Genomic DNA, 24,997 nt, shown 5'->3' with positions numbered 1-24,997 from the left:
GGGGCGCAACTCCACATCGCCGGAGGTCAGATGACGGCGTCGGTGCGGAGCGCCTCGATGTAGTCGGCGGCGAGGCCGAGGCCGGTGAGGATCGCTTCCGTGTGCTCGCCCACCGCCGGCACGGGATCCATGCGCGCGGGGAGGCCCGCGAGATCGGCCGGTGGGAGCAGCGCCTGCACCGTCGCGCCGGGCACGGCCACCTCGCGCCAGCGCTCGCGGGCGGCCAGCACCGGGTGGTCCAGGAACGCGGCGACGTCGTTGACCCCGGCGCAGGCGATGCCGATCTCCTCCAGGTCCTTCAGGACCTCCTCGGCGTCGGAGCGGGCGCAGCGCTCGGCGACGATCGCGTTGAGTTCGTCGCGGTGTGCGACGCGGTCGGAGCCCGTCGCGAAACGCGGATCATGCGTCAACACCGGCTGTCCGAGGAAGCCCGCGCACAGGGCGGCCCACTCGCGCTCGTTCTGGACGGAGAACAGCACCTGCCTGCCGTCGGCCGTGGGGAAGGCGCCGTACGGTGCGATGGTCGCGTGCTGCGTACCGAGCCGGGCGGGCTGACTGCCGCCGTACCGCGTGTAGTTCGCGGGCTGGCCCATCCACTCCGCCAGCGCCTCGAACAGGGACACCTCCACGGGGTGCGTCCGCCCGGTGGTGGCGCGGGTGTACAGGGCGGTGAGGACGCCCGAGTAGGCGTACATCCCGGCGGCGATGTCGGCGACGGAGATCCCGACACGCGCCGTCTCCTCGGCCGTTCCGGTGAGCGAGACCAGGCCGGTCTGGCACTGCACCAGCAGATCGTACGACTTACGGTCGGCCCACGGCCCGGCCGTCCCGTAGCCGGAGATCGTGCAGGGGATCAGCCGCGGGTAGCGGTCGGCGAGCGCATCGACGCCGAGGCCCAGCCGGCCGGCGGCGCCGGGCGCGAGATTCTGTACGAAGACATCGGCACCGGCGAGGAGTTGGTGCAGGATCTCCATGCCGCGCGGATGCTTGAGGTCCAGTGTGAGGGACTCCTTGGAACGGTTGAGCCACACGAAATAGCTGGAGTGGCCGTGCACGGTCGTGTCGTAACGGCGCGCGAAGTCTCCCTCGCCGGGCCGCTCCACCTTGATCACCCGGGCCCCGAGATCGGCAAGCTGCCGGGTGGCATACGGAGCCGCCACAGCCTGCTCCAGGCTGACCACCGTGATGCCGGACAGGGGAAGCTGGTGCACCGTCGTGCCTCCTACCACACTCTCTTGATGTGCCGGAGCACACCTCCGCACAAAGACCAGACTTTGTACACGACAATGCGTCGGGCCGCGAATCACCGCGATGACGCTCAGCTCTCCCGCTGTCGGTTCTCCCGCTGTCGGTTCTCCCGGCTGGGATCGCACAGCACCATGACCGCGCGGGCGACGAGTTCGCCCGCGCCGCCCAGTTCCCTCCGGTAGCGGCCCGTTATGCCTCGTACGGTCTCCGCGAAGGCCGGATCGGCGGCGCGGGCGCGGGCCGGGGCAGGGAGTTCCTGGGCCATCGCACGGCGGCGTGCGAGGAGCGCGATGATCTCGTCGTCGAGGCGTTCGATCCGGTCGAGTGACAGGTCCGCCGTCAGCCCGGACGCGTGGTTCGTCGTCACAAGGAGTCTCCGTTCGTCGGCGGGAGCCGGATCGCGGCTCCCGTCCGTCCTCGTCGCAAGGGGTCCTTCATCACTTTGCCCGTGGCGTCGAGCGGCGACTCCTCACGGAACCAGATGGATCGGGGCACCTTGAACCCCTGTCTCTCAGGCCGCCTCGTCGACGCTCGGCAGCGCCATCTCCGGGGAGCCCGCGATACGGCGGGGCAGCAGCAGCGGGGTGGCCAGGACAAGGACACCGGCGACGGCGATCGCCGCGCGGGGGCCGGTCAGGCCGGCCAGCAGGCCCCACAAGGCGGTCATCCCGGCGGCCGTCGCCTTGCCCGTGACCGACCACGCGGAGAGCGTGCGCGCCACCCGGCCCGAGTCCGTCTGCCGCAGCCGAATGGTGGAGTACACCGGGTTGAAGACGGCACAGGACACGATCACCCCCAGCTCCACGGCCATGACGAGCACCAGCCCCGCCGTGCCGGGCCCGACGAAGGCGAGGCCGATCGGCCAACACGCCCGAAGCATCCCCGAGACGAGCAGCACCCGCCGCTCTCCGAACCGCGGCACGAGCCGGCGGGCCAGCCGCGAGCCGATCAGGCCGCCGATGCTGGGTACGGAGAAGGCCAGGCCGTACTGCCACGCCGCGAAGCCGAGATCGCCGACCATCAGCACGGCGAGCAGCGGAAGCGACACCATGATCAGAGCGTTGTACAGCACCGTGTTGAAGAACATCGGCCGCAGCGTCGGATGGGCCAGGATGTACCGCCATCCTTCGAGCAGACCGCCGGCCGGCGCCGGCCCCGACCGTACGGGATGCGTCTCGGTCCCGCCGATCGCCCGGATCCCGGCGGCCGACAGCAGGAAGCTCACCGCATTGGCCACTACGGTCATCACCGGCCCGAACACACCCATCGCGACCCCGCCCAGGGGCGGCCCCAGGATGGTCGCGGTCCACTGGGTCGCCTCGAACCGTGCGTTCGCGGCGAGCAGGTCCTCCGGCGGCAGCAGCGACTTGACGAAGGCCCCGCTTGCCGCGGTGAAGCTGATGTCGGCCGCGCCGACTACGATCGACACAACCAGAAGTTGTACGAAGGTCAGCGAGCCGAGTGCGAACGCGACCGGAATGGTGAGCAACATCCCACAGCGGACCAGATCCATGCACATCATCACGGGCCGCTTGCGACGGAACTCCATCCACGGCCCGAGCGGCGTCGCCACCGCCGCCCCCACCGCGAGCCCGGCCGCCGACAGCACCGCCACCTCGGTCGCCCCGGCATGCAGCACGATCACCGCGATCAGCGAGAACGCGTCGAAGGCGAGCCATGTTCCGACCGCGCTGACGGCGTACGCCCCCCACAGCCATCCGAACTGCCGCCCCAGCGCCTGCCCGCCCCGCATGCCAGCCTCCCCGCCCCGCCCGAATCCCGACCGGCGACATCAAAGCCGGTCGCACGGTGTGGGGGCAAACAACCGACGCGCCGGTCATCCGACAACCCGAAGTTGTAGGTCGGCCGACCGTCAGACGCTATAGAGCCGACCGTCAGACGCTGTAGAAAGGGCTGCGTGGACATCGACGCAGTGCGCACTTTCGTGGCCGTCGCGGACGCCGGACAGTTCCGGGAAGCAGCTCTCGGCCTGGACGTCACCCAGCAGGCCGTGTCCAAGCGGGTCGCCGCGCTGGAGAAGGACCTTGCCGCGCGGCTTTTCACCCGGACCGCGCGCGGGGTCCAGCTCACCGTCGACGGCCAGGTCTTCCTGCCCCACGCCCGCGAACTCCTGCAGGCCGAGGAACGCGCCGCGGCCTCCGTACGGCCCGGCCGCCGTGCACTGCGCGTCGACGTGATCGGCCGTCGGCTCGCCCCGGCGGACCTGGTACGGGACTTCCACCGCTCCCACCCCGACGCAGCCCTCGACGTCGTGACGCTCTTCGACGCCGACGCGGCGATCTCCGCGGTGCGCTCCGGCACGATCGACGCGTCCTTCCGCGCCGTCACCCTCCCCACGCGGCAGCTGCCCGAGGGCATCGAGGCGGCCCGCGTCCACGACGAGCCCCTCGAACTCCTGGCCGGCCCCCGGCACGCGCTCGCCGCGGCCCGCGCGGTCACCCCGGCCCAGCTGGCCGGGCACCGGATCTGGATGCCCGGCAACGTCGCCGGCACCGAATGGGCCGCCTTCTACGACGACCTCGCCGCGGCCTTCGGCTTCACCATCGAGGTCACCGGTCCCGACTTCGGCACCGAACCGCTCCTCGACACCATCGCCGACTCCTCGCTGCTCGCGACCTTCGTCGGCGTACAGACCCGCATGGTCTGGCCGGCCGACCACGACCTGCGCCGCATCCCCGTGCGCGACCCCACGCCTGTCTACCCGCACTCGCTGGTCTGGCGCACGGACAACCCGCATCCGGCGCTGGCGTCGCTTCGCGCACACCTCGGCACGGTCCGGCCGGACGCGGACACCTGGACCCCGAAATGGGCCCAGTGACGGCCTCGAACCGGCAGCCGCAGCCGCCCCTGCGGGCCCCGGTCGAGGGCGGCCACCGCGGTCATCTCCTCGTCGCCGAGGACGGAGTCGAAGCCGCGGAGTCGAAGACCTCGATGTCCTCGCTGATACAGGCGAGTGAGGCTCCCGGTACAGATCGCGGGCCGGAGCGGGGCTGGCGGATGAGGCACAGGCCGACGTACTCCAGGCCCGGAGGCGAGGGCGGTGCCGACGCCGGCCCCGTTGCCGTGGACGGCGGCCGTGTCGACGCACCGCTGCCCGGCGTCCAGTGCGGCCCGCACCGCGGCGGTGGCATCGGCCCCCGGGATGGATCAGTGCCTTACGGGGGCCGGGAGCTGCTCGGCCGGTGTGGATGCGGCCACGACACGGCCGGACCGACGGGTGCGGCGGTCGAGGAAGGCCGCCAGGAAGGACAGGAGCAGCGCGCTGCCCGCGAGCAGGGCGCCGACCCAGCTCGGTGCCGTGTAGCCGAGCCCCGCCGAGATGACGACGCCGCCGAGCCACGCTGACAGCGCGTTGCCGAGGTTGAAGGCGCCGATGTTGGCTGCGGACGCCAGTGTCGGGGCGGCCGAGGCATGGTCGAGCACCCACTTCTGCAGCGGAGGCACGGTGGCGAAGCCCAGCGCACCGATCAGCGTCACGGTGAGCGCGGCGAGAACCTTGTGCTGGGCGGTGGCGGTGAACAGCAGCAGCGCCAGGGACAGGGCACCGAGCGCGGTGAACAGCATGGGCATGAGGGCACGGTCGGCGAAGCGCCCGCCCACCAGGTTCCCCAGGAACATCCCGGCCCCGAACAGCACCAGCAGCCACGTCACCGCACCGGCCGAGTAGCCGGCGACCTCGGTCGTCATCGGCGTGATGTAGGTGATCGCGGCGAACACCCCGCCGAAGCCCAGGACGGTCATCGCCATCGCGATCCAGACCTGCACGTTGCGGAAGGCGGCGAACTCGCTGCGGATGGTGCCGGACTCCGGGCGGCCCAGCTCGGGCACCAGCTTCGCGACCCCGAGGAACCCCGCGATGCCGAGCGCGGCGACGGCGGTGAAGGTGACCCGCCACCCGGCGGCCTGGCCGACGTAGGTGCCCAGCGGGACGCCCACGATGTTGGCGACGGTCAGGCCCGTGAACATCAGCGAGATCGCGGACGCCTTCTTCTGCGGCGCGACCAGATCGGCCGCGACCACCGAACCGATACCGAAGAACGCGCCGTGCGCCAGCGAGGCGATCACCCGGCCGGCGAGCATGGCGCCGAAGGTGGGGGCGCACGCGGACAGGGCGTTGCCCAGCACGAACAGGCCCATGAGGAACATGAGCATTTTCTTGCGGGAGACCTTGGTGCCCAGGACCGTCAGCAGGGGCGCTCCGAACACGACGCCCAGGGCGTAGCCGGAGACGAGCCGGCCGGCGGTGGGGATGGAGACACCGAACTCACCCGCGACCTCGGGCAGCACGCCCATGATCACGAATTCCGTGGTGCCGATCCCGAAGGCCCCGATGGCGAGGGCCAGGAGGGCGAGAGGCATGGGAAGTACCTTCCAGGCGATTGCATGTATCGCTTACAGGCGTCGACAATAATTGCAGACGCGTGTTAAGTGCAAGTGCACTCAACGGCCTGAGCGGGTAGTAGGTGTCTGCAAGTATCCATGCAAACGAAAACCCCCGCAGTGACGGAACCCGGCTGCGGAGGTCTCGGTGTCAGGCGGGAACGCGGAGCGTCTCGACCGCTTCGACGAGCGGCGCGAGCTCCGAGTTCTGGGCGGCCTCGTCGAGGGCCTCGCGCAAGGCCGCCTCGTTGGTCGGGCGGGCCTGCTCCAGGAGCCCGAGGCCGGCCTCGGTGACGTTGGTGTAGATGCCGCGCCGGTCGGTGGGGCACAGGTACCGGGTCAGCAGCCCGCGGTCCTCCAGGCGGGTGACCAGCCGGGTCGTGGCGCTCTGGCTGAGGACGACCGCGTCGGCGACCTGCTTCATCTGCAGGTGCCCGCCCTCTCCGTCGTGCTGCCGGCTCAGGACGTCCAGCAGGGAGTACTCGCGCACGCTCAGGTCGTGCCCGGCCTGCAGGGCGCGCTCGATATGGGCCTCGATCCGGCCGTGCAGCACCGACAGGGCGGACCAGCTGGAGGCGAGCGCGGTGAGCGCCGGGTCCGTCGCGGTCATGGGTCTGGGTCCTCCGTCCCGAAGTGCCTGGGGTCCAGGATAGGGCATCTGTGAAATTGTCAGCGAGAGCTGATATGGCGCGTATACAAGTACACTGACTCGCGGTGGCAGGGGTCCGGCTGGTAGACCCATGGCATGGCAGACGAGGAATCCGGTCGTTTCAAAGCGGGGCAGACGGCGCTGGTCGTGCCCGTACCCGAGGCGGAACCCCTGGTCCGGCCCTGGCGGGACCGCTTCGACCCCGCTGCCCGCGCCGGTGTCCCGGCCCATGTCACCGTGCTCTTCCCCTTCCTGCCCGCCTCCGTCGTCGACGCGGGGACCTTCGCCGACCTGGACGAGATCTTCGGGCGTCATCGCTCCTTCGAGGTCCGGTTCGAGGAATCCGGACGGTTTCCCGGGGTGTGCTTCCTCGCGCCCACCCCCGACGCTCCGTTCCGCCGGCTCACCGAGGCGGTCGTCGACCGCTGGCCGCAAGCCCCGCCCTACGGCGGGAAGTACGACCCCCACCCGCATCTGACGGTCGCCCAGGGCCAGGACGACGTGACCCTGGACGAGATCGAGGCGGGCCTGCGCCCCGCCCTCCCCTTCACGGCTCGCGTGCCCACGGTCGACCTCGTGGCCCATGACGGCACCCACTGGCGGCACCGGGGGTCCTTCGCCCTCCGGTAGCCGCCCGGAACCACGCGGTCGCCGCCCGAAACCCCTTGGCCGCTGCACCGGCCGCGCCGGTATCGTCCGGTTCCCGAGCGGCCGCAGCGACGGCCGAACCCTCCGGAAAGCGAACGCCAGACCCGCCCCCGCCCGACGACGACCCTGTGGTGCTCCACCGGCCCCGAGGTGCTGGACCTGGTCCGTGAGCTGGAGTGGCGCGCATGGCCGCCCCGGTTGCCCGAGCAGCCGATCTTCTACCCGGTGCTCAACGAGGACCACGCCATCAAGATCGCGCGGGATCGGAACGTCAAGCACGACGGCGCCGGTTTCGGCACCCGTTTCGAGGCCGGCACGGAGTTCCTCGGCCGGTACCCCGTGCGGCAGGCCGGCGGCGAGACGATCCTCGGACTGTGGGTGCCGGCCGAGGAACTCGACGAGTGCAACCCCCCACGTCGACGGCGAGATCCAGGGTGGTCCACGAGTTGCGCTGAGCCCCGTGCGTCGAGGGGCTACGGCCGCGCCAAGTGCCGCATCGTCAGCGCCAGTTGCAGCCTGAGCCGGCCCTGCGGGGTGCGCAACGGCCAGCCGAGCAGGTGCTCGGCCTGGGTCAGGCGGTCCTGGAGTGTGGAGTGGTGCACGTTGATCTCGGCGGCCGCCGCCCGCTGGCTCGCGGTGGCGGCCACGGCGTGCAGCGTGGCCAGCATTCCGGGCACCGCGCCCGCCGCCGCTTCCAGGGCCCGCACGTCGGGCGGCGGCTCGGCACCCGGTACGACGACGTCCGCGAGCAGCGCGACGCCGCCCAGCTCGTCGGCGTACACCACACGCGGGCCGGGGTCCCGTGGTGTGCCCTCGGCCGTGAACCGCAGGGCCGTGCGGGCCGCGGCCCAGGAGCCCGGCAGGTCGAGCACGGGGACGGCGGGGCCCACACCGAGGCGACCGGCGGGCAGTTCGGCGTCGGCCGGGCGGGCGCCCGCCCGGGCTGTCAGGAGGCGCGGCGGCCCGTCGCCGGGGGCAAGGGCGCGGATCCGTACGGCAGGGTCGGCGGGGTCGACGCCGAGGCGGCGGGCCGCGTGCGACCGGACCGGCTCGGGCACCGTGGCGTCGAGCAGTGTCTCGATCAGCGCCGGGTCGTCGGCGGGGGAGGCGGGGGCGCGGCCCCGGGTGCGGTCCAGCACCAGCCGTATCGCACCGGCGGCACGCTCCAGGATCACCGCGTCCACCACGCTCGGCCCGGTCCCCGCCCGTTCCAGCCAGAGGGCCGGCGCACCGCCGGGCTCCAGTGCCGCGCAGGGCCACTCCGGCTCGGGCGGCGCTTCGGTGTCCTTGCGTGTGCCGTCGGGTTCGACCCGCACCCGTACACGTCGGCCGGCGTCGACGAGCCGCGCCGGACAGCCGGCCAGCACGGCCGCCCCGCGCACCAGGGCCTCCAGACCGGCCCTGGTCTCGGCCAGACGGTCGAAGTAGGCGATGACCCGGACGGCGGCACCGGCGTCGGGATCCAGCGCGGTCATGCGCCCGGCCAGCTCTTTCATACGGCCCATCATGCGCCATGGCGGACTCCGTGAGGAGCGCCCGCGGCACTCCGGCCGCACCGCGCAAGCGGTGCGGCCGGACACCGGTGGGGCCGGTGGTCGGTGCGCGTGAGCAGTTGCGCACCGACCAGCGGGGGTCAGCAGTTGCGCATCGACCAGACGGTCCGCGCCCTGTGCGACCTCGTACCGCCCCGCTCCCCGTACTTCCCGGATTTCCTCACCCCGCCGCCTCCCGCCCCGCGGACCGGCGGCGTGCGAGCGGGGATCGACCGGGTGCTGAGCACGCCGCGCAGCCGGTTGCGCACCGAGATCGGACTGCTGACGATCCACGCCCGTGCCCCCGCCGCGGCCCTGCACAGCGTGACCCCGCTGGGCCTGCGCCTCCTCGGCAACCGCACAGGAGCGGCGGCCGAGGAACGCTCCTGACCGCCGCCCGCACCGCCTACTGCGCCAGCAGCCTGCGCAGCCAGTCCAGATGCGCCGCCCGAGCCGCTTGGGACAGCGTCGCCTGCGGGGCGAAGCCGTCGAAGCCGTGGAAGCCGCCCGGCCACACATGCAGCTCGGCGACCCCGCCGGCCTGCCAGATCCGGGAGGCGTAGGCCACGGTCTCGTCGCGGAAGGTCTCCGCGGAACCGACGTCCAGGAAGGCCGGAGGCAGACCGGACAGGTCCTCGGCGCGGGCGGGCGCGGCATACGGCGGTACGTCCGGGCCGCCGCGCTCCTCACCCAGCAGCGCCGTCCAGCCGGTCTCGTTGGCCGTGCGGTCCCAGACGCCGAGGCCCGCCATCTGGTACGTGGACGGGGTGTCGTTGCGGTCGTCCAGCATCGGGCACATCAGCACCTGGCCGACCGGCCGCGGTCCCTTGCGGTCCCGGGTGAGCAGGGCCAGCGCCGCACTCAGCCCGCCGCCCGCGCTGGCGCCCGCGAGCACGATCCGCTCCGGGTCGGCGCCGATCTCCCCGGCGTGCTCCGCCGTCCACAGCAGACCGGCGTACACGTCCTCGATCTGCGCCGGATACGGATGCTCCGGTGCCAGCCGGTACTCCACGGACACCACGACCGCGTCCAGCTGCTGCGCCCACGCCAGGGGTACGTCCACGCCGACCCGGTTGTTGCCGAGGATCAGGCCGCCGCCGTGGACGTGGTAGACGACGGGCCGCGGACCGGCGGGTGACGGGGCGGCGGGGCGGCAGATCAGCAGGGAGATGTCGGGCGCGTTCTCGGGGCCGGGCACGGTGCGGTCCTCGACCTCGAAGAAGCCGCCCGCGGTCAGGTCGAGCTGGGCGAGCATCTCGATGCCCGGACCCTGGCGCACCAGGTCGATCTCGTCGAGGGTGAGACCGGGATGCACCACGTCCTTGATCAGTTCGAGTGCTGCGGCAAGTTCGGGATCGAACGGGGGCGGGACCAGGGGCATGACTCTCTCCTCACACACGGCGCGGCGGCTCTGGCCGTCATGATTCACGCACCGACCGCCGTGCGGACCGCCGCCGTCCGGCGGAACCTGCCCGCCGAACGGCGGGTGGCCGCCCGATACCTGCTCATGGCCTTCTGTTCACCTGTGAAGGGTGGAAAGTTCACGACCGCCGACAACGCTGTCACATCCCCCACCTGTACCAGGAGCGCCATCCGTGAACGTATCCCTCACCGTTTGGCTGCTGACCGTCGCCGCCCTGTGCGCGCTCGTCGCCGTCGACTTCTTCGTCGGGCGCAAGCCTCATGACGTGTCCATCAAGGAAGCGGGGACCTGGACGATCGTCTGGGTGGTGCTGGCCTGTCTCTTCGGTCTCGGGGTGTATTTCTACGGTGGCGGCGGGCCCACCGGAGAGTTCTTCGCCGGGTACATCACGGAGAAGTCGCTGAGCGTCGACAACCTCTTCGTCTTCGTCCTGATCATGGGCAAGTTCGCGGTGCCCTCGCAGTACCAGCAGCGGGTGCTGATGGTCGGCGTCCTGGTGGCCCTGGTGCTGCGCGCGGGCTTCATCGCGGCCGGAGCGGCGATCATCTCCGCCTTCTCCTGGGTGTTCTACCTCTTCGGTGCCTTCCTGATCTGGACCGCGTGGAAGCTGATCCAGGACGCCCGCAAGGAGGCGCAGGAGGAGGAGTACCAGGAGAACAAGCTGCTGAAGATGGTGGAGAAGCGTTTCGGCGTGGCGGACCGCTACCACGGAACCAAACTGTGGGTCGAGCAGAACGGCAAGCGCGTGATGACGCCGATGCTGGTCGTGATGCTGGCGATCGGCTCCACCGACGTCCTGTTCGCCCTGGACTCGATCCCCGCCATCTACGGCCTGACCCAGGACCCGTACATCGTCTTCACCGCCAACGCCTTCGCGCTGATGGGCCTCAGGCAGCTGTACTTCCTGATCGGCGGCCTGCTGAAGAAGCTGGTCCACCTCAGCTACGGCCTGTCGATCATCCTCGGCTTCATCGGCGTCAAGCTGGTCCTGCACGCGCTGCACGAGTCCGGCGTCCACGTCCCGGAGATCAGCATCCCCTTCTCGCTCGGCTTCATCGTCCTCGTCCTGACGGTCACGACGATCACCAGCCTGCGGGCCTCGAAGAAGCAGGAGGAGCAGGTGGCCCAGGAGCAGCGGGCCGCGGCCGAGGCGAGCCGTACCGTATAGCCGCCGTGCAGCCCGCCGGTAGCGGCCGCGGCCGCAGTGGCTGGGCGGAAGGAGCGGGTTCACATGGATCGAGAGCTTCGCGGCGCGGGCCGTTCAGCGGCCGGCCGAGCTGGACTGAGGCTCCGTGGGAGCGCTGCGCGAGACGATGCGCATCCCGCGGTCGTCCACCACCCGGACCTGCAGCGAGCCGCAGCCGCAACGCGTCCACACCGTGCCGCCGGCCGCGGTGCTGTGCCTCGACACCACCTGGAAGGGCTCGGCTCCGTCCGGCCAGCCGCAGTGCGGGCAGTGGGTGCCGGTCGTGCTGATCATGGCAACTCCTCGTACGTCCTGACTGGTTGACCGTCGCGACACAGCAAGAGTGCAACGCGGAATTCGTACACGTCCAGGTTGACTTTGCGGACCAGACCTTGAAGCCTGGCCTTTATGATTGATCTGCGCCGACTGCATGTCCTGAGGGCGGTGGCCCACTACGGCACGGTCACCGCGGCCGCCCGTGCCCTGCACTTCACCACGTCCGCGGCCTCCCAGCAGATCCGCCAGCTCGCCCGCGACCTCGGCGTCGACCTCCTCGAACCGCAGGGCCGCGGGGTGCGGCTCACACCCGCCGCCGAGAGCCTGCTCGCACACGCGGACGCGATCCAGGCCCGCTGGGAACAGGCCGAGCTCGACCTGCGCGCGGAGCAGGGCGCCCCGGCTGGGCCGTTGCGGGTGAGCGGCTATCCGGTCGCCATCTCGGTGCTCCTGGCACCGATGGCGGTCCGGCTCCAGGAGCGGCATCCGCGGCTGGCCGTACGCATCCAGGAGGCGGGTGTGCCGGAGAGCTTCGACCTGCTCTTCGAGGGCGAGATCGACCTGGCGATCGTGGAGGCGACCCCGTACAACCCGCCGCTGAGCGACGCGCGGTTCGATCAACAGCCCCTCCTGGACGACCCGTTCGACCTCGTCGTCCCCGGCGGTCACCCGCTGGCCGGCAGGGCGCGCGTCGACCTCTCGGACGCGGCGCACGAGGACTGGATCGCGCCCATGCCGGAGAGTCCCTGTCGTTCGCACGTCATGTCCGCGTGCGGGGAGGCCGGGTTCAGCCCCGCGGTGGTGCACCAGGCCGTGGACTGGAACGTCACCGCCCAGCTCGTCGCCCATCGGCTCGGCGTCGCGCTCATCCCGCGGCTGGCCCAGCTCACGCCTCAGCTGTCCGTCACCCGGGTGCCGTGCACGGGCAACCCGCACCGCAAGCTGCTCACCTGCACCCGCCGGGGCGCCCGGGAGCGGCCCGCGGTCGCGGCCGCACTCCAGGAGCTCCGCGAACTGGCGCCGACGGCCGTGGCCTGGCAGGCGGACCCGCTTGCACGGACATGACACACGTCCCGACACGGCGAAGGGCCGGAGCTGATCCGCTCCGGCCCCTCAGGGTCCCGCTGTCGGCTGTGCCGTCGCCGTCAGGCGGCAGCGGCCTCGTCCGCGTGGCCGTGGATGCGGGCGATGACCTCGGTCAGCTGCGCGGCGACCTCGGCGTCGTCGGCCGGGTGGGTCTCGGCGAAGCGGACCACGGAGCCGGGGATGGAGAGCTTGACGTCCTCCAGCACCTTGCCGCCGGCGATGCCCACGGCCTTGCGGGTCTCGTCCTGCGCCCACACGCCGCCGAACTGGCCGAAGGCGGTGCCGACCACGGCGACCGGCTTGCCGCCGAAGGCGCCGGCGCCGTAGGGACGGGACAGCCAGTCGATGGCGTTCTTCAGGACGGCCGGGATGGTGCCGTTGTACTCGGGGGAGAAGAGCAGGAACGCGTCGGCGGCCTGCGCGGCCTCGCGCAGCTTCGCGGCGGCGGCCGGGACGCTGCCCTCGACGTCGATGTCCTCGTTGTAGAAGGGGATCTCGGCAAGGCCCTCGTACAGCACGACGTCCGCGCCCTCGGGGGCGAGCTTGACGGCCGCTTCGGCGAGCTGGCGGTTGTGCGAACCGGCACGAAGGCTGCCGACGAGCGCAAGGATGCGAACAGACATGCGGTACTCCCGGGGTGCTGAAACATTGCCGTTACGATCCGGACCGAGGTCCGTTTATGCTTTCTAGCATCCTAACCGGACCGCGGTCCAGTTTTGTTCCCGATGCTTTACGCTGTCTTCATGTCCGCCACGCTGCCGCCGTTCCCGAGGCCTCAAGAGCCCGTCGGCGAGCCCGAGTTGCTGCAGCTCGGCTCCGCCGAGGACGAGCCGTGCCTGCGCGCCGACGCCGCCCGCAACCGGGCCCGGCTGCTGGAGGCGGCCGCGCGGCTGATCGCAGAGCACGGGGTGGCCGGGGTCACCATGGAGGCGGTCGCCGCGGCGGCCCACGTGGGCAAGGGGACCGTCTTCCGGCGCTTCGGCGACCGCACCGGGCTGCTGACGGCGCTGCTGGACCATTCGTCGAGGAAACTGCAGGCCGACTTCCTCGGCGGGCCGCCGCCGCTGGGCCCCGGGGCGCCACCGGCGGAGCGGCTGCGTGCGTTCGGCGTGGCGGTGCTGTATCGCTCGGCCGAACACCTGGATCTGCAGCTGGCCGCCCAGCCGGAACCGACCCGACGCTTCGCCCACCCTTCGCTCCGGGCGCTGCACACGCACGTCACGATCCTTTTGCGGCAGATCGTGCCGGACGCCGACTGCGAACTCCTCACCCAGACCCTGATGGGCTATCTCGACCCCGCCCTGATCCACCATCTGACCAGGCAGTGCGATATGCCGCTGGAGCGCCTGGAGGCGGGCTGGATCGACCTGGTCGACCGGGTCACCCACGGCGGACCGCCCCGCTGAGCCCCGCTCGGCCGTGGCCGGAGAAGCCCCGCTTGTGGCGTCGGCCACAGGTTCTGCAAAGATGCCGTACGTCATGGTGCAGATACCGAAAACGCCCGCGCCCTCGTCACCCGCACCGCGCTCAGTGCCCACGAGCGCCGATGTGGCCCGCCTGGCCGGCGTCTCGCGCGCGACCGTCTCCTACGTCCTCAACAACGCCAGTGCCGTTCGGATCAGCGAGCCCACGCGCCGCCGCGTCCACGAGGCCGCCAAGGAGCTCGGGTACGTGCCGCACGCGGCCGCCCGCAGTCTGCGTGCCGGACACAGCCGCATGGTCCTGATGCCCGCGCCGAGCTTCCCGGTCGGCCCCCTCTACAGCCAGTTCATCAGCGAGCTGCAGTGGGCGCTCGGCCGCCTCGACTACACGGTCGTGCAGTACGGCTCCGTCGGCGTGCACGGCGACGAGGCCGCCCGCGCCTGGGCCGAGCTTCGCCCGGTCGCGGTCCTGGTGCCCGGCCCCGGCTCCCTCGGCCCGCAGGGCGTGACGGTGCTCAAGCGTTCCGGCGCCCGGGCGGTCGTCACCCTCGGCCCCCACTCAGTCGAGGGCGCCCACGCCCTGCTGATGGACCACGGGGCCGTGGGCCACTGCGCCGGCAGCCATCTGTTCGACCGCGGCCGCCGCCGCATCGGCGTGGTCGTACCCGAGGAGGAGGGCCTGGAGTCCTTCTCCCTGCCCCGCCTCGACGGCGTGCGCCGCGCCCTGCACGGCAGCGACGCCACCGTCACCGAGCTGCCCCTCGCCTACGAGGAGGAATCCGCCGCGCGCCTGGCCGCCCGCTGGCGTGAGCTCGACCTCGACGCCGTGTTCGCGTACAACGACGAGTACGCGATGCTGCTGATGCGCGCCCTGCAGGACGGGGGAGTGCGCGTCCCGGAGGACACGGCCGTCATCGGCGCCGACGACCTCATGCTCGGCCGGTTGCTCAGGCCCCGGCTGAGCACGGTCCACATCGAGCTGCCGTCCGGCCGCGACCTCGCCGAACTGGTCGACCGCGCGGTCCGCAACCCCGGTGCCGCGCCCGAGACGCACAAGGTGCTGGGGGCCACGGTGGTGCACCGCGAGTCCAGCTGAACCCAGGGAGGCGCCCATGCGCACGACGGTCGGCATCATCGGCGGCGGCCCCGCCGGGCTGCTCCTGGCCAGGCTGCTGCACCGCACGGGCATCGACTGCGTCGTCCTGGAGGCCAGGAACCGCGAGTACGTCGAGCACCGCCAGCGGGCCGGAATGCTGGAGCAGGGCACGGTCGACGCCCTGCGCGAGGCCGGCGCCGCCGAGCGCCTGAACGCCGAGGGCCTGGTCCACCAGGGCATCGAGCTGCGTTTCGACCGGGAACGCCACCACATCGACTTCCCGGCCCTCACCGGCGGTCGCACCGTCACCATCTATGCCCAGACCGAGATCGTGAAGGACCTCGTCGCGCTCCAACTGGCCGACGGCCCACCGCTGTTGTTCGAGGCGGAGGCCCTGGCGATCTTGGAGCCGGAGAGCGCCTCACCCGTCGTGCGTTTCCTGCACGAGGGCCGCGAGCAGACGCTGACCTGTGACTGGGTGATCGGCTGCGACGGCTTCCACGGCATCTCCCGCGACACCTTCCCGGCCGCGAGCAGCCTCTCGTACGCGCACGACTACCCGTACTCCTGGCTCGGGATCCTCGCCGACGTGGCGCCCTCCTGCGAGGAGCTGATCTACGCGCGCGGCGAGAGCGGTTTCGCCCTGCACAGCATGCGCTCCCCGCACCTCTCCCGCCTCTACCTCCAGGTCCCGAACCACACCGACCCCGACGACTGGCCCGACGACCGCATCTGGGACGAACTCGCCGCCCGCTTCGCCGTCGACGCCGACTGGGCCCTGAACCGCGGCCCGATCACCGCCAAGTCCGTGACCTCGATGCGCAGCCACGTCCACGAACCGATGCGGCACGGCCGGCTGCTGCTGGCCGGCGACGCCGCCCACATCGTGCCGCCGACCGGGGCCAAGGGCCTCAACCTCGCCGTCTCCGACGTCCGCGTCCTCGCCCGCGCCTTCGCCGAACTGCACCGCACCGGATCCGAGCAACTCCTCGACGCCTATTCGGAGATATGTCTCGCGCGGGTGTGGCAGGCCACGCGCTTCTCGTACGACATGACTAAGATGTTGCATGCTCAACCAGATGGGGATGTGTTCGAGAACCGCCTGCAGTTGACACGACTGCGCCGGATCGCCGCATCCCGCCACGCGGCCGCCGAACTGGCCGCCAACTACACGGGACTTCCGCTCATGACCTGAGTCCCGCCGGTGACGAAACGGAGAGCCGTCATGCCGTTGCTCGACCCGAAGACCTGGCAGCCCCGCCCCCTGTCGGGACCGGAGTACGCCGTTACGGAGCCCGCCACCGGGGACACCCTCGCGACCGTCGCCCTCGCCTCGGCCGAGGACGTCGGCCCGGCCGGCGAAGCCGCCCGCACCGCCCAGGCCGAGTGGGCGCGCGTCCCGCACTTCGTCCGCGCCGGCGTCCTGCGCAAGGCCGGCGACCTGTTCGCCGCGCACGCCGACGAGCTGCGCGAATGGCTCGTCCGCGAGTCCGGCTCAATCCCCGGCAAGGCGGAATTCGAACTGCACGTCGCCGCCCAGGAGTGCTACGAGGCCGCCGCCCTCGCCTCCCGCCCGGCCGGACAGATCCTGCCCAGCGAGGCGCCCCGGCTGTCGTACACCCGCCGTGTCCCGGTCGGCGTGGTGGGCGTGATCTCCCCGTTCAACGCCCCGCTGATCCTCTCGATCCGCTCGGTCGCCCCCGCGCTGGCCCTCGGCAACGCGGTCGTGCTGAAGCCGGACCCGCGCACGGCGGTATGCGGCGGGATCTCCCTCGCCGCCGTCTTCGCCGAGGCCGGCCTGCCCGAGAACCTGCTGCACGTCCTGCCCGGCGGCCCCGACGTCGGCCAGGCCCTGGTCGCCGACCCGAAGATCCCCGTCATCTCCTTCACCGGCTCCACGGCGGCGGGCCGCGCGGTCGGCGAGGCAGGCGGCCGCCACCTCAAGCGCGTCCACCTGGAACTCGGCGGCAACTCGGCCATGGTCGTCCTCGAGGACGCAGACCTCGACGCGGTGATCTCCACGGCCGCCTGGGGCTCGTTCTTCCACCAGGGCCAGATCTGCATGACGACCGGCCGACACCTCGTCCACCAGTCCGTGTACGAGGAGTACGTCGAGCGCCTCGCGGCCAAGGCCGACTCGCTGGCTGTCGGCGACCCGCACCGCGAGCAGGTCCACCTCGGCCCGATCATCGACGACGGCCAGCTCACCAAGGTGCACGGCCTGGTCGAGGCCAGCACGTCACGCGGCGCCAAGCTCGCCGCGGGTGGCACCCACGACCGCCTCTTCTACCGGCCGACGGTCCTCGCCGGCGTCGACGATCACAGCCCCGCCTATGCCGAGGAGGTCTTCGGCCCCGTCGCGCCGGTACGGTCCTTCGCCACCGTCGACGAGGCCGTGGCCCTCGCGTCGGCGGGCGAGTACGGCCTGTCCCTCGGCATCGTCACCCGCGACGCGGCCCGCGGCCTCGACCTCGCCGAGCGCATCCCGACCGGCATCGTCCACATCAACGACCAGACGGTGAACGACGAGGCCGTGGCCCCCTTCGGCGGCATCGCCGCGTCCGGCACCGGCGCCCGCTTCGGCGGTGAGGCCAACCTGGAGGCCTTCACCGACGTGCGCTGGACGACGGTGCGCGGTGACGTGGCGCCGTATCCCTTCTAGAGAGGGCTACTGGCCGTTCTGCTCGGCCTGCGCCTGCTGCTCCGCGACCGCCTTGCGGACCTCGTCCATGTCCAGCTTGCGGGCCTGGCCGATGACATCCGTCAGGGCGGCCTCGGGCAGGGCGCCCGGCTGCGCGAACACGGCGACCTGGTCGCGGACGATCATCAGCGTCGGGATCGACTGGATACCGAAGGCCGCGGCCAGTTCCGGCTGCGCCTCGGTGTCGATCTTGCCGAACACCAGGTCCGGGTTGTCCTCGGCCGCCTTCTCGTAGACCGGTGCGAACTGACGGCACGGCCCGCACCACGACGCCCAGAAGTCGATCAGGACGAACTCGTTGTCCGTGACCGTCTGGTCGAAGTTCTCCTTGGTGAGCTCCACGGTGCTGCTCATGACCTGAAATCCCTCTTCCTGCTGTCGGGGCGAAGCCGTCGTCGCAAACGCGGCCGGCCGGTCGCGTATTCCGCGCCCCTACCCGTGTGGCCTGACGCCACACCACCCACCAGACTGACCCCATGACGGAAACGGAAACCATCGCGTACGACGTCGTGGTGCTCGGGGCCGGGCCCGTGGGGGAGAACGTCGCCGACCGCACCCGCGCGGCCGGCCTGTCCACCGCGGTCGTGGAGAGCGAGCTGGTCGGCGGCGAGTGCTCGTACTGGGCCTGCATCCCCAGCAAGGCCCTGCTGCGCCCGGTCATCGCCCGCGCGGACGCCCGCCGCGTGCCCGGCCTGCGCCAGTCGGCGCAAGGGCCCCTCGACGCCGCCGCGGTCCTCGCGCACCGCAACTACTACACCTCCGACTGGCACGACGACGGCGCGGCCGGGTGGCTGGAGGGCATCGGCGCCGACCTCCACCGCGGCCACGGCCGCCTGACCGGCCCGCGCACGGTGACCGTCACCGGCTCCGACGGCGGGCAGAAGGTGCTCACCGCCCGGCACGCCGTCGCCGTCTGCACCGGCACCGACGCCGTGCTGCCCGACCTGCCGGGCCTGGCCGACGTCAAGCCGTGGACCAGCAGGAACGCCACCAGCGCCCAGGAGGTGCCCGGCCGTCTCGTCGTGGTCGGCGGGGGAGTGGTCGCCACCGAGATGGCCACCGCCTGGCAGGCCCTCGGCTCCCAGGTCACGGTCCTGGTCCGCGGCAAGGGCCTGCTGGGCCGCATGGAACCCTTCGCCGGTGAACTGGTCGCCGAGGCCCTCACCGAGGCCGGCGCCGACGTCCGCACCGGCACCTCGGTCGAGTCGGTCACCCGAGAGAACGGCACCGTCGTGGTCGTCACCGGCCAGGGCGACCGCATCGAGGCCGACGAGATCCTCTTCGCCACCGGCCGCCGCCCGAAGACCGGCGACATCGGCCTGGAGACGGTCGGCCTGGAGCCGGGCAGCTGGCTCCCCGTCGACGACAGCCTGCGCGTAACCGGCAGCGACTGGCTGTACGCGGTCGGCGACGTCAACCACCGTGCACTCCTCACCCACCAGGGCAAGTACCAGGCCCGCATCGCCGGTGCCGCCATCGCCGCCCGCGCCTCCGGCGTCCCGCTCCCGGAGTCGGACCTCTGGGGCGCCCACGCCGCGACCGCCGACCACCACGCCGTCCCCCAGGTCGTCTTCACCGACCCGGAGGCGGCCGCCGTCGGCCTCTCCCTCACCGAGGCGGAACAGGCCGGATACCGGGTACGGGCCGTGGACGTCGACATGACCTCCGCATCCGGCGCCGGCCTGTACGCCGACGGCTACCGCGGCCGCGCGCGCATGGTCGTGGACCTGAACGAGGAGATCCTGCGAGGAGTCACCTTCGTGGGAGCCGGTGTCAGCGAACTCATCCACTCGGCGACCATCGCGGTCGCCGGCCAGGTCCCGATCAGCAGGCTCTGGCACGCGGTGCCGTCGTTCCCGACGATCAGCGAGGTGTGGCTGCGGCTGCTGGAGGCGTATCGCGACAACTGACCGGCGTGGAGCGGGACTTCACGCGGGCACCACCAGCTCCAGATAGTCCTCGCTCCACAGATCCTCCTCGGACTCCGGCAGCAGCAGCACCCGGTCCGGGCGCAGCGCCGCGACGGCGCCCTCGTCGTGGGTGACCATGACGATCGCGCCCGGATACGTGCCCACTGCGGCGAGGACCTCGGCGCGGGAAGCAGGGTCCAGGTTGTTGGTGGGCTCGTCCAGGAGCAGCACGTTCGCGCCGGAGTGGACCAGACCCGCCAGGGTGAGGCGGGTCTTCTCCCCGCCGGAGAGCACCCCGACGCGCTTGTCGGCGTCGTCGCCGCCGAACAGGAACGAGCCCAGCACGCGCCGCACTTCACCGTCCGTGAGATGGGGCGCGGTGGACGCGAGATGCTCCGCGACCGTCAACTCCGGCCGCAGCGTGTCGTGTTCCTGGGCGAAGTAGCCAAGACGCAGCCCGTGACCGTGCACCACCCTGCCGCCGTCGGGCTCCGCCCGGCCGGCCAGGATCCGCAACAAAGTCGTCTTCCCTGCCCCGTTGGGACCGAGGACCACCAGACGGCTGCCCCGGTCGACGGCCAGATCCACCCCGCCCAGCACGTGATGGTCACCGTACGCCTTCGTCAGACTGATCGCTCCCAGAGGGACCCGTCCGCAGGGCGCCGGCTCGGGCAGCCGGATCCGGGCCACCTTGTCGGTGCGCCGTGTCGGCTCGAGGTCGGCGAGCAGGCGGTCGGCGCGGCGGGCCATGTTCTTCGCGGCCACCGCCGTCGACACGCGGGCGCGCATCCTGTCCGCCTGCGCATGCAGCGACGCCGCCTTGCGCTCCGCGCTCGCCCGCTCCCGCGCCCGGCGCCGGTCGTCGGCCGCGCGCTGGGTGAGGTAGGTGTCCCAGCCGGTGTTGTGGACGTCGATCGCGGCGCGCTGCGGGTCGAGGTGGAAGACCCGGTTGACGGTGTCGGCGAGCAGGGAGGTGTCATGGCTGATGAGAACCATTCCGGCCTGATGGTTCGTCAAGAACGCCCGCAGCCAAACGATCGCGCTCACGTCCAGGTGGTTGGTCGGCTCGTCGAGCAGCAGTGTGCCGTGATCCGCGAACAGGATGCGGGCCAGTTCCACCCGGCGGCGTTGCCCACCCGACAGCGCACCGAGCGGCCGACCGAGGAGGCCGTCGGGCAGGCCGAGCCCGGAGGCGATCCGAGCCGCCTGGGCCTCTGCCGCGTACCCGCCGCGGGCCTGGAACTCGGCCTCCGCGCGCGCATAGGCGTCCATCGCCCGCTCCGAGCCGTCGGCCATGGCCGCCTCGGCGCGGCGCAGCTCGCGTACGGCCCGGTCGAGACCGCGCGCGGACAGGATGCGGTCGGTGACCGTGACCGCCGGGTCGGCCGCCCGCGAGTCCTGCGGCAGGTGGCCGACCGCACCGGTGCGCGTGACGGTGCCGGCGGCCGGACGTACCGCGCCCGCCAGGGTGTTGAGCAGGGTGGTCTTTCCCGCGCCGTTGCGGCCCACCAGGCCGATGCGGTCGCCGGGGGAGATGTGGAAGGAGATGCCGGACAGCAGCAGACGCGCGCCGACGCGCACGTCGACACCACGAAGGGTGATCATGAAAAACGCTCCGAAGCAAGCGAAGAGGACACACGGGTGGCGTGGAAGCGGGTCCTCGAGCTAGGAGATTCGGGGCGTGGACATGCGCTCAGGTTAGCTGGGGCGCGGCGTTGCGCGCCTCTGGATTACGACGGCATGAGGCTCGGCGCCACCGCAGAGCGAGCTGCTACGGCAGTTCGAAGCCGAGAGCCTCGGCGGCCTGCTCCGGCGTCGGCTGCGTCCACCGCTCCGCCATCGCCTGGTTGGAGGACAGCGAGCGCACTTCCGCCCGGTCGAGGTACAGGACACCGTCGAGATGGTCGGTCTCGTGCTGCACGATCCGAGCGGGCCAGCCGCTGAAGACCTCGTCCACCGGGCGCCCGAACTCGTCCTCACCCCTCAGCCGCACCTCCGCGGCCCGTGCCACCACCGCCTGCCAGCCCGGCATGCTCAGACAGCCCTCGAAGAACGCGGCCCGAACCGCGCCGATCCGCTCGTACGCCGGATTGACCAGCACCCGGAACGGCTGCGGCACCCGGCCACGCACCAGACGCACCTCCTCCGGCACCGGCGCCGGATCCTCGATCACCGCGATCCGCAGCGGCACACCCACCTGCGGTGCGGCAAGGCCCACGCCCGGCGCCTCGCGCATGGTGACGCGCAGCGCCTCGACGAAGCGGGCCAGCAGCCCGGGGCCGAGCTGGCCCTCGAAGCGCTCGGTGCCGCGCCTCAGGACCGGGTCACCGGCCGCCACGATGGGCAACGGGCCGCCGGTGGCGAGGAGTTCCTCTACCTGCTCGGCAAGGGGCGCGTGACCACGGGGAGTCGCCATCGGGCCAGGATGCCATGGACTACGGTCACCGCCGTGCCCGGTGCGTGACGCACGCCACTTGTGCCGACGGGAACTCGGCGTCCTGCGCCCCCGACTTCTGGACCGCTACGCCACCTCACGTCCCCGTCCCCCGGAGAAGCCCGCCGATGTCCACCGCTCCCTCGACCACCAAGGACGAGGCCCCGCAACCGGCCGCCGCCCCGCCCCCGTCCTCCAGCCGCCTGGCGCCGCTTCGCCCGCTGGTGCTGCGACTGCACTTCTACGCCGGCATTGTCGTCGCGCCCTTCCTGCTCGTCGCCGCCGTCACCGGCTTCCTCTACGCCGGCGCGTTCCAGGCCGAGAAGCTCGTGTACGCCCACGAGCTGACGGTCGCTAAGGCCGGCGGCACCAAGGTGCCGCTATCCGAGCAGGTCGCCGCGGCACGCAAGGCGCACCCCCAGGGCACCGTCTCGGCCGTACGGCCCTCCCCGGAGGCCGACGCCACCACGCGCGTCATGCTGTCCGGAGTCAAGGGCGTCGACCCGGATCACACCCTGGCCGTGTTCGTCGACCCGTACACCGGCAAGGTTCGCGGCGCCCTCGAACAGTACGGCTCGACGGGGGCGTTGCCGCTGCGTACCTGGATCGACGAGTTCCACCGGGACCTGCACCTCGGCGACAACGGCCGGGTCTACAGCGAGTTCGCCGCGAGCTGGCTGTGGGTGATCGCCGGTGGTGGTCTGGTGCTGTGGTTCTCCCGCCGCCGGGCCCTGCGCAAGGTGCGCGGCACCAGGGGGCGGCGGCGTACGCTCGGTCTGCACGGCACCGTCGGCGTCTGGGCCGCCGCCGGGTTCATCTTCCTGTCGGCGACCGGTCTGACCTGGTCGACCTATGCCGGGGCGAACATCGACACGCTGCGCACCTCGCTCGGCCAGGCCACCCCGTCCGTCTCCGCGACGGCCGGCGGGGAGCACGCGGGCCACGGTTCCTCCGCCGCCGCGGGGGCCGGCGAGCACGGTGTCGGTCTCGACACGGTGCTGGCGGCGGCCCGTGCCAAGGGCCTGACCGACCCGGTGGAGATCGTGCCACCCGCCGACGCGAGCTCCGCGTACGTCGTCAGGCAGGTCCAGCGCGGCTGGCCCGAGAAGCAGGACTCGGTCGCGGTCGACCCGGCCACCGGCGAGGTCACCGACGAAGTGCGCTTCGACGACTACCCGCTGCTCGCCAAGCTGACCCGCTGGGGCATCGACCTGCACACCGGCATTCTGTTCGGCCTGGTCAACCAGATCGCCCTGATGCTGCTGGCGCTCTGCCTCATCCTGCTGATCGTCTGGGGCTACCGTATGTGGTGGCTGCGCGGCCGCGGCTCCACCTTCGGCCGGCCGGTCCCGCGCGGCGCCTGGCAGCAGGTGCCCGCGCAGATCCTCGTCCCGGCTGTCACCGTCGTCGCCGTCCTCGGCTACTTCGTTCCGCTGCTCGGCATTCCGCTGGCCGCGTTCATCGCAGTGGACGTCGTGCTCGGCGAAATCGCTCACCGGCGGCGACGCACATCCGAAGCCGCCCCGGCCGTGCGGTAGCGCATTGGTGGAGGACGGTGACATGGCCGGGGCCCGGCTCCCGCACGGAACCAGGCCCCGGCCGTCCTGTCGTACGGCGTCGGCGCTCAGGCCTGCTCGAAGTCGCCCGCCAGCGCGGAGGCGATCCGCAGGTGTGACTCGGCCTCGCCGGCACGACCCTGCCGTTCCAGGGTGCGGCCGAGCATCAGCCGGGCGTAGTGCTCCACCGGGTCGCGCTCGACGATGGCGCGCAACTCGTGCTCCGCGCGGTGCAGTTGGGCCGAGTGGTAGTAGGCCCGCGCCAGCATCAGCCGCGGTCCGGTCTGCTCCGGCACCTCCTCGACCAGCCCGCCCAGCACGCGCGCCGCGGCGGCGTAGTCCTTGGCGTCGAAGAACATCTGCGCGCGCTCCCAGCGCTCGGCCGGTGTTCCGTGGTCGTAGTACGTCGTGTCCACTCCTGACCTCCTTCGGACCACTGAACAACGACAGATGGTTGAACATTCCAGTACGTGGAGGGAGGGGCCTCAGGCCGGCAGCGCGGCCAGCTCCCTGTCCGCCCGCTCGGTCACCTGGGCCAGCACGCGACCGGCCGCCGCCAGCTCCTCCGCCGGGATTCCGGCGTAGATCCGGGCGGAGATCTCCCCGGTCTCGGCGCTCACCTGGGTGTGGAAGTCCCGTCCGGGGTCGGTGACCCAGACCTCGGAGGCGTCGGACGCCGCCAGCCCCTTGGTGATCAGTTCCTCGACGACCCCCTCCACGTCTGCCACGCCGACCTTGAGGTCGCCGGCGACCTGCACGACGAGGGCCTTGCGCCCGACCGGCCCTTGGGCCGCGGCGAGCGGCCTCAGGGTGATCTGCTGCTGGAAGGTGGCGCCATGCCGGGCCAGGACGCGCTCCAGGACGGCGCGGCCGGCGTAGTGGGCCAGGCCGATGACGCGGCCGTTGACGGTGGGTGCGGTGGTGGTCATGACTGCTCCGTCTCGTTCTCGTTCTCGCTGAATGGATCAAGAGGTGCGTCGAGCAGGATCGCCAGGTCACGGGTGAACTCCCGTGCGCGCGGGCTGTCGAGGCCGCCGAGCGGCTCCAGCAACTGCTGCAGGAGTTTCGCCACGACCTTGATGGCGCGTCCGGTGACCTCACGGCCCTGCTCGGTGAGGGCCAGCTGTACGGCGCGCGGGTCCTTGGGGTCCCGATTGCGCTCGATGAGGCCGGACGCTTCCAGGGCCCGGGCCAGCTTGGACACGTAGAGCGGTTCGAGCCCCGTGACGTCGGCGAGGCGGCGCTGGCTGGGACGCTCTCCGCCGCGCTGCATGCCGTACAGCGAGGCCACCAGCGAGTACTGCGCGTGGGTGAGCCCGAGCGGGGCCACCGCCCGGTCGACGGCCACCCGCCACTTCATCGACAGACGCCACACCAGGGACCCGGGCGTGGCCTTCTCGGAACCAGAGCTCATGCGCAGATACAGTACA

General features: G+C 71.8%; 26 protein-coding genes and 1 pseudogene. 12 read left to right on the top strand and 15 right to left on the bottom strand.

Annotated elements, in window-relative coordinates:
• Positions 1–26: 26 nt before the first annotated feature.
• The 3 genes from LJ657_RS38990 to LJ657_RS38980 form a co-directional block, all read right to left on the bottom strand.
• Positions 27–1,211: a CaiB/BaiF CoA transferase family protein gene (locus LJ657_RS38990; protein ID WP_232654419.1), complete on the bottom strand. Its 1,185-nt coding sequence runs from the start codon at positions 1,209–1,211 to the stop codon at positions 27–29.
• A 107-nt stretch (positions 1,212–1,318) separates the two neighbouring features.
• Positions 1,319–1,615, bottom strand: a complete 297-nt coding sequence (locus LJ657_RS38985; protein ID WP_232654417.1) for a hypothetical protein — start codon at positions 1,613–1,615, stop codon at positions 1,319–1,321.
• Positions 1,616–1,759: 144 nt separating this feature from the next.
• Positions 1,760–3,001 carry an MFS transporter gene (locus LJ657_RS38980; protein ID WP_232654414.1) on the bottom strand — a complete coding sequence of 414 codons (1,242 nt, stop codon included), beginning with the start codon at positions 2,999–3,001 and terminating at the stop codon, positions 1,760–1,762.
• A gap of 165 nt (positions 3,002–3,166) precedes the next feature.
• On the opposite strand from LJ657_RS38980, the gene LJ657_RS38975 reads away from it, so the two are divergent.
• Positions 3,167–4,087 (top strand): LysR family transcriptional regulator, encoded by a 921-nt coding sequence (locus LJ657_RS38975; protein WP_232654412.1) that lies wholly within the window; start codon positions 3,167–3,169, stop codon positions 4,085–4,087.
• A 329-nt stretch (positions 4,088–4,416) separates the two neighbouring features.
• Here the strand turns inward: LJ657_RS38975 and LJ657_RS38965 are convergent, their stop codons facing one another.
• Together LJ657_RS38965 and LJ657_RS38960 are read right to left on the bottom strand one after the other, a co-directional pair.
• Positions 4,417–5,628: an MFS transporter gene (locus tag LJ657_RS38965; protein WP_232654410.1), complete on the bottom strand. Its 1,212-nt coding sequence runs from the start codon at positions 5,626–5,628 to the stop codon at positions 4,417–4,419.
• Between the two features lie 172 nt (positions 5,629–5,800).
• On the bottom strand, positions 5,801–6,259 hold the full coding sequence (locus LJ657_RS38960; RefSeq protein WP_232654408.1) for a MarR family winged helix-turn-helix transcriptional regulator: 459 nt from the start codon (positions 6,257–6,259) through the stop codon (positions 5,801–5,803).
• A gap of 135 nt (positions 6,260–6,394) precedes the next feature.
• Here LJ657_RS38960 and LJ657_RS38955 point away from each other — a divergent pair, with 135 nt between their 5' ends.
• The gene (locus LJ657_RS38955) at positions 6,395–6,928 is read left to right on the top strand and encodes a 2'-5' RNA ligase family protein (RefSeq protein ID WP_232654397.1); all 534 of its coding nucleotides are present in this window, start codon (positions 6,395–6,397) and stop codon (positions 6,926–6,928) included.
• A gap of 144 nt (positions 6,929–7,072) precedes the next feature.
• Positions 7,073–7,401, top strand: a pseudogene (locus LJ657_RS38950) (hypothetical protein).
• 18 nt (positions 7,402–7,419) lie between these two features.
• Here the strand turns inward: LJ657_RS38950 and LJ657_RS38945 are convergent.
• Entirely contained in the window at positions 7,420–8,442 is a 1,023-nt protein-coding gene (locus LJ657_RS38945; protein ID WP_232654395.1) for a helix-turn-helix domain-containing protein, read from the bottom strand.
• Between the two features lie 108 nt (positions 8,443–8,550).
• Here LJ657_RS38945 and LJ657_RS38940 point away from each other — a divergent pair, with 108 nt between their 5' ends.
• Positions 8,551–8,868, top strand: coding sequence for a hypothetical protein (locus tag LJ657_RS38940; RefSeq protein ID WP_232654391.1), 318 nt, complete (start codon positions 8,551–8,553; stop codon positions 8,866–8,868).
• Positions 8,869–8,884: 16 nt separating this feature from the next.
• Here the strand turns inward: LJ657_RS38940 and LJ657_RS38935 are convergent, their stop codons facing one another.
• Positions 8,885–9,859, bottom strand: a complete 975-nt coding sequence (locus tag LJ657_RS38935; protein ID WP_232654389.1) for an alpha/beta hydrolase — start codon at positions 9,857–9,859, stop codon at positions 8,885–8,887.
• Positions 9,860–10,073: 214 nt separating this feature from the next.
• Between LJ657_RS38935 and LJ657_RS38930 the strand changes: the two genes are divergently transcribed.
• Positions 10,074–11,069 carry a TerC family protein gene (locus LJ657_RS38930; RefSeq protein WP_232654387.1) on the top strand — a complete coding sequence of 332 codons (996 nt, stop codon included), beginning with the start codon at positions 10,074–10,076 and terminating at the stop codon, positions 11,067–11,069.
• Positions 11,070–11,162: 93 nt separating this feature from the next.
• Here the strand turns inward: LJ657_RS38930 and LJ657_RS38925 are convergent, their stop codons facing one another.
• Positions 11,163–11,381, bottom strand: coding sequence for a hypothetical protein (locus LJ657_RS38925; protein WP_232654385.1), 219 nt, complete (start codon positions 11,379–11,381; stop codon positions 11,163–11,165).
• Between the two features lie 114 nt (positions 11,382–11,495).
• On the opposite strand from LJ657_RS38925, the gene LJ657_RS38920 reads away from it, so the two are divergent.
• Complete coding sequence (locus LJ657_RS38920) at positions 11,496–12,428, top strand: LysR family transcriptional regulator (RefSeq protein WP_232654383.1); 933 nt, start codon at positions 11,496–11,498, stop codon at positions 12,426–12,428.
• A gap of 80 nt (positions 12,429–12,508) precedes the next feature.
• Here LJ657_RS38920 and LJ657_RS38915 read toward each other — a convergent pair whose 3' ends face one another.
• Complete coding sequence (locus LJ657_RS38915) at positions 12,509–13,072, bottom strand: NAD(P)H-dependent oxidoreductase (protein ID WP_232654381.1); 564 nt, start codon at positions 13,070–13,072, stop codon at positions 12,509–12,511.
• Positions 13,073–13,174: 102 nt separating this feature from the next.
• Between LJ657_RS38915 and LJ657_RS38910 the strand changes: the two genes are divergently transcribed.
• The 4 genes from LJ657_RS38910 (at position 13,175) to LJ657_RS38895 (ending at position 17,628) form a co-directional block, all read left to right on the top strand.
• Complete coding sequence (locus tag LJ657_RS38910) at positions 13,175–13,855, top strand: TetR/AcrR family transcriptional regulator (protein ID WP_232654379.1); 681 nt, start codon at positions 13,175–13,177, stop codon at positions 13,853–13,855.
• 61 nt (positions 13,856–13,916) lie between these two features.
• A complete protein-coding gene (locus tag LJ657_RS38905) occupies positions 13,917–14,966 on the top strand; it encodes a LacI family DNA-binding transcriptional regulator (RefSeq protein ID WP_232654377.1) in 1,050 nt (349 codons plus the stop codon).
• A 16-nt stretch (positions 14,967–14,982) separates the two neighbouring features.
• Positions 14,983–16,161: a 4-hydroxybenzoate 3-monooxygenase gene (locus LJ657_RS38900; RefSeq protein WP_232654375.1), complete on the top strand. Its 1,179-nt coding sequence runs from the start codon at positions 14,983–14,985 to the stop codon at positions 16,159–16,161.
• A gap of 30 nt (positions 16,162–16,191) precedes the next feature.
• Complete coding sequence (locus LJ657_RS38895; RefSeq protein ID WP_232654373.1) at positions 16,192–17,628, top strand: benzaldehyde dehydrogenase; 1,437 nt, start codon at positions 16,192–16,194, stop codon at positions 17,626–17,628.
• Between the two features lie 6 nt (positions 17,629–17,634).
• On the opposite strand, the gene trxA is transcribed toward LJ657_RS38895, so the two are convergent.
• The gene (gene trxA / locus LJ657_RS38890) at positions 17,635–18,090 is read right to left on the bottom strand and encodes a thioredoxin (RefSeq protein WP_308117118.1); all 456 of its coding nucleotides are present in this window, start codon (positions 18,088–18,090) and stop codon (positions 17,635–17,637) included.
• A gap of 53 nt (positions 18,091–18,143) precedes the next feature.
• Here trxA and LJ657_RS38885 point away from each other — a divergent pair, with 53 nt between their 5' ends.
• Positions 18,144–19,577, top strand: a complete 1,434-nt coding sequence (locus tag LJ657_RS38885; RefSeq protein WP_232654371.1) for a dihydrolipoyl dehydrogenase family protein — start codon at positions 18,144–18,146, stop codon at positions 19,575–19,577.
• Between the two features lie 18 nt (positions 19,578–19,595).
• Here LJ657_RS38885 and LJ657_RS38880 read toward each other — a convergent pair whose 3' ends face one another.
• Positions 19,596–21,182, bottom strand: coding sequence for an ABC-F family ATP-binding cassette domain-containing protein (locus LJ657_RS38880; protein ID WP_232654369.1), 1,587 nt, complete (start codon positions 21,180–21,182; stop codon positions 19,596–19,598).
• Positions 21,183–21,348: 166 nt separating this feature from the next.
• Positions 21,349–21,993, bottom strand: coding sequence for a peptide deformylase (locus LJ657_RS38875; protein ID WP_232654358.1), 645 nt, complete (start codon positions 21,991–21,993; stop codon positions 21,349–21,351).
• Between the two features lie 146 nt (positions 21,994–22,139).
• On the opposite strand from LJ657_RS38875, the gene LJ657_RS38870 reads away from it, so the two are divergent.
• Positions 22,140–23,549 carry a PepSY-associated TM helix domain-containing protein gene (locus tag LJ657_RS38870; protein WP_232654356.1) on the top strand — a complete coding sequence of 470 codons (1,410 nt, stop codon included), beginning with the start codon at positions 22,140–22,142 and terminating at the stop codon, positions 23,547–23,549.
• Between the two features lie 86 nt (positions 23,550–23,635).
• On the opposite strand, the gene LJ657_RS38865 is transcribed toward LJ657_RS38870, so the two are convergent.
• The 3 genes from LJ657_RS38865 to LJ657_RS38855 form a co-directional block, all read right to left on the bottom strand.
• On the bottom strand, positions 23,636–23,983 hold the full coding sequence (locus LJ657_RS38865) for a tetratricopeptide repeat protein (RefSeq protein ID WP_232654354.1): 348 nt from the start codon (positions 23,981–23,983) through the stop codon (positions 23,636–23,638).
• A 69-nt stretch (positions 23,984–24,052) separates the two neighbouring features.
• Positions 24,053–24,496: a winged helix DNA-binding protein gene (locus LJ657_RS38860; protein ID WP_232654352.1), complete on the bottom strand. Its 444-nt coding sequence runs from the start codon at positions 24,494–24,496 to the stop codon at positions 24,053–24,055.
• Positions 24,493–24,981, bottom strand: a complete 489-nt coding sequence (locus LJ657_RS38855) for a MarR family winged helix-turn-helix transcriptional regulator (RefSeq protein ID WP_232654350.1) — start codon at positions 24,979–24,981, stop codon at positions 24,493–24,495. The genes LJ657_RS38860 and LJ657_RS38855 overlap by 4 nt, the downstream gene beginning before the upstream one ends.
• Between the last annotated feature and the right edge of the window lie 16 nt (positions 24,982–24,997).

It is taken from the genome of Streptomyces guryensis (assembly GCF_021261325.1).
GTDB classification, from domain to species: domain Bacteria; phylum Actinomycetota; class Actinomycetes; order Streptomycetales; family Streptomycetaceae; genus Streptomyces; species Streptomyces guryensis.
The sequence above is the reverse complement of the archived record's forward strand: the minus strand, read 5'-3'. Positions and strand labels throughout refer to the sequence as shown.

Coding starts and splice junctions, on each gene's coding strand:
- LJ657_RS38980 (WP_232654414.1), bottom strand. CDS start 3,001: ATGCGGGGCGGGCAGGCGCTGGGGCGGCAGTTCGGATGGCTGTGGGGG.
- LJ657_RS38965 (WP_232654410.1), bottom strand. CDS start 5,628: ATGCCTCTCGCCCTCCTGGCCCTCGCCATCGGGGCCTTCGGGATCGGC.
- LJ657_RS38960 (WP_232654408.1), bottom strand. CDS start 6,259: ATGACCGCGACGGACCCGGCGCTCACCGCGCTCGCCTCCAGCTGGTCC.
- LJ657_RS38955 (WP_232654397.1), top strand. CDS start 6,395: ATGGCAGACGAGGAATCCGGTCGTTTCAAAGCGGGGCAGACGGCGCTG.
- LJ657_RS38945 (WP_232654395.1), bottom strand. CDS start 8,442: ATGAAAGAGCTGGCCGGGCGCATGACCGCGCTGGATCCCGACGCCGGT.
- LJ657_RS38935 (WP_232654389.1), bottom strand. CDS start 9,859: ATGCCCCTGGTCCCGCCCCCGTTCGATCCCGAACTTGCCGCAGCACTC.
- LJ657_RS38925 (WP_232654385.1), bottom strand. CDS start 11,381: ATGATCAGCACGACCGGCACCCACTGCCCGCACTGCGGCTGGCCGGAC.
- LJ657_RS38920 (WP_232654383.1), top strand. CDS start 11,496: ATGATTGATCTGCGCCGACTGCATGTCCTGAGGGCGGTGGCCCACTAC.
- LJ657_RS38915 (WP_232654381.1), bottom strand. CDS start 13,072: ATGTCTGTTCGCATCCTTGCGCTCGTCGGCAGCCTTCGTGCCGGTTCG.
- LJ657_RS38910 (WP_232654379.1), top strand. CDS start 13,175: ATGCTTTACGCTGTCTTCATGTCCGCCACGCTGCCGCCGTTCCCGAGG.
- LJ657_RS38905 (WP_232654377.1), top strand. CDS start 13,917: ATGCCGTACGTCATGGTGCAGATACCGAAAACGCCCGCGCCCTCGTCA.
- LJ657_RS38900 (WP_232654375.1), top strand. CDS start 14,983: ATGCGCACGACGGTCGGCATCATCGGCGGCGGCCCCGCCGGGCTGCTC.
- LJ657_RS38895 (WP_232654373.1), top strand. CDS start 16,192: ATGCCGTTGCTCGACCCGAAGACCTGGCAGCCCCGCCCCCTGTCGGGA.
- LJ657_RS38885 (WP_232654371.1), top strand. CDS start 18,144: ATGACGGAAACGGAAACCATCGCGTACGACGTCGTGGTGCTCGGGGCC.
- LJ657_RS38880 (WP_232654369.1), bottom strand. CDS start 21,182: ATGATCACCCTTCGTGGTGTCGACGTGCGCGTCGGCGCGCGTCTGCTG.
- LJ657_RS38875 (WP_232654358.1), bottom strand. CDS start 21,993: ATGGCGACTCCCCGTGGTCACGCGCCCCTTGCCGAGCAGGTAGAGGAA.
- LJ657_RS38870 (WP_232654356.1), top strand. CDS start 22,140: ATGTCCACCGCTCCCTCGACCACCAAGGACGAGGCCCCGCAACCGGCC.
- LJ657_RS38860 (WP_232654352.1), bottom strand. CDS start 24,496: ATGACCACCACCGCACCCACCGTCAACGGCCGCGTCATCGGCCTGGCC.
- LJ657_RS38855 (WP_232654350.1), bottom strand. CDS start 24,981: ATGAGCTCTGGTTCCGAGAAGGCCACGCCCGGGTCCCTGGTGTGGCGT.